Annotated in this window: 2 protein-coding genes and 3 rRNA genes; all 5 read right to left on the bottom strand. The window is 45.4% G+C overall.

Going from position 1 to position 2,312, the window contains the following annotated elements:
- Positions 1-194: 194 nt before the first annotated feature.
- Positions 195-989: a M20/M25/M40 family metallo-hydrolase gene (locus tag AK963_RS27910; RefSeq protein ID WP_175404702.1), complete on the bottom strand. Its 795-nt coding sequence runs from the start codon at positions 987-989 to the stop codon at positions 195-197.
- Positions 922-1,599: a M20/M25/M40 family metallo-hydrolase gene (locus AK963_RS27905; protein ID WP_066018578.1), complete on the bottom strand. Its 678-nt coding sequence runs from the start codon at positions 1,597-1,599 to the stop codon at positions 922-924. Before AK963_RS27905 ends, AK963_RS27910 begins: the two co-directional genes overlap by 68 nt.
- 161 nt (positions 1,600-1,760) lie before the next feature.
- A 5S ribosomal RNA gene (rrf, locus tag AK963_RS27900) occupies positions 1,761-1,876 on the bottom strand.
- A gap of 48 nt (positions 1,877-1,924) precedes the next feature.
- Positions 1,925-2,040, bottom strand: a 5S ribosomal RNA gene (rrf, locus tag AK963_RS27895).
- A gap of 164 nt (positions 2,041-2,204) precedes the next feature.
- Positions 2,205-2,312, bottom strand: a 23S ribosomal RNA gene (locus AK963_RS27890); the annotation flags it as partial.

Genomic DNA, 2,312 nt, shown 5'->3' with positions numbered 1-2,312 from the left:
GACTGTAGTGATAAACTCTTCAACGGGCATGACTGAAACCTTCTTTTTTGCTTTTTACTGCTTTTAATAGCAGAAAGCAGGTTCAGTCATGTCTCCTTATGCAAACCTAAAAGTCGCACATGGCGTATAATTACTTTGTTTGATTTTTTTGTCATCAGCCTCTGTCAGCAGAAGCTGATGACAAGCACAATCTATTATAAACTCTCAGGACTACCTGATGTCTTGATGAGAGACTTGGACAGTTCCAATGCTGTATTGATACTCTCTATGGAAATGCGCTCGTTTGTGCCATGAATGGAGCCAGTGAGTTCCATATCCACGCTGAACGGGTGAAACCGGTAAATATTCTCTGAAACAGGTGCGTAGTGAGGACTGTCGGTGGTTGCTGTCAGCATACCAGGTACAACAACCGTTTCCGGCAGAACAGCGTTGATGGCTGATTTAACCTGCCCATAGCCAGGAGCATTCATGTCTGCAACGGGAGGACTGGTTTTCCAGTCCTCTGCAGAAATCTCAATGGATGAGTCATTAATCATCGCTTCTACATCCTTAATCAGCTGCTCAACTGGAGTACCAGGTAATAGACGAAAATTGACCTTTGCCTCGGCTTTCTGCGAAATCACATTTTCTTTGATACCTGCATTAATCATGGTAACTGCTGTCGTAGTACGAACCATTGATTGGCTTGTCTTATCTCCGGACATGACTGATAAGAGAACAGGCTTGCTCAGCCACTGGTTTCTCATCATGAAGCCCTGAATACCACCAATATGCTCTCCCATTACGTGCAGCATATCCGCCACAGGCTGAACCAGCTCAGCCTTGAATGGATTTTCATGAAGCGTTGTAAGCGCCCTGCTTAAATTGACAATAGCGTTGTCTTTAACAGGCATGGAAGAATGTCCTCCATCCCCTGTGGCTTTAAGCGTTAGCGTTACATAATTTTTTTCGGCCAGAGCAATCATTGCCAGTGGGCTTTCTGGCAACATTGGATGTCCATGGACAACCATGGCCACCTTCGCCAACAACATATTCAAAATTCAAGCCCTGATTCTTGAGGTAAGCAGCGATATTGGCAGCCCCATCACGACCGCCAATCTCTTCATCGTGACCAAAGGAAAATACCATGGTGCGCTCAGGGGCATAACCTTCTGCTAACAGAGCCTCCATCGCCTCAAGAGTTGAGATCACAGAAGCCTTATCATCCAGTGCACCACGCCCCCACAAATATCCATCAGCTACAATTCCAGCAAACGGTGCATACTCCCAGTCAACCTCTGTCCCTGGTTCAATTGGTACAACATCGTAATGGGAATCAAACAGAACGGGAGGCAAAGCTCGGTTATTGCCCTGCCAGATATATACAAGACTATAGTCAGCTATTATTTTTTTCTTCAGCTGACTGTGAACTCGTGGATAGGTGGTTTCCAGAAACTGATGAAAGTTGAGAAAGGCACCATAATCAATAGCATTGAGGTTCTGGTGGCTGATGGTCTGATAACGAATGGCTTTGGAGAGATTATCTACGATGCGAGACTCACTGCTGGCCTGCAATGAAATGAGCAGTATCAGGCCGGATAAGATGCGACGACAATACATCGAGCATTCCTTTTTTATTTAATTATTGTGCGACGAATAATATGCCAGTAGAAATAGGAGCTCAATGCATTGAGGTCAGAGTCGACCTCCATCTCTCCAGAAAGAATGGTTTAAAAACAAAAAAACCCCGACAGCATAGCTATCGGGGTTTTGTATTTTATGCCTGAAGATGACCTACTCTCACATGGGGAAGCCCCACACTACCATCGGCGATGCATCATTTCACTACTGAGTTCGGGATGGGATCAGGTGGTTCTAATACTCTATGGTCTTCAGACGAAACTGTTATCTTCGAGCTTGAAGCTCAGAGATTATAGAATTTGGTGCCTGGCGATGACCTACTCTCACATGGGGAAGCCCCACACTACCATCGGCGATCGGTCATTTCACTACTGAGTTCGGGATGGGATCAGGTGGTTCTAACCTTCTATGGTCGCCAGGCGAAACTTTAACAAGAGATCTTTATACCTCTTGTCTGGAATCCGTCTGATTTAAGCTAAATCTTGTTCTTGCTAAACACTCTTGCGTATGGCTTACGACCTCCAGGGATGGAGGAAGTACTTCAAATCGTCTGGAACGATTTCAGTAAATCGCTTTGGCGTTATATGGTCAAGCCGCACGAGTCATTAGTATTGGTTAGCTCAACGCCTCACAGCGCTTACACACCCAACCTATCAACGTCATAGTCTTTAACGGCTCTTCAGGGGTATCTA

Origin of the sequence: Endozoicomonas atrinae, assembly GCF_001647025.1 — a bacterium.
Lineage (GTDB): Bacteria > Pseudomonadota > Gammaproteobacteria > Pseudomonadales > Endozoicomonadaceae > Endozoicomonas > Endozoicomonas atrinae.
The sequence above is the reverse complement of the archived record's forward strand: the minus strand, read 5'-3'. Positions and strand labels throughout refer to the sequence as shown.

Excerpts from the sequence above, each read along its gene's own strand:
- AK963_RS27910 (WP_175404702.1), bottom strand. The coding sequence starts at position 989 with ATGTTGCCAGAAAGCCCACTGGCAATGATTGCTCTGGCCGAAAAAAAT.
- AK963_RS27905 (WP_066018578.1), bottom strand. The coding sequence starts at position 1,599 with ATGTATTGTCGTCGCATCTTATCCGGCCTGATACTGCTCATTTCATTG.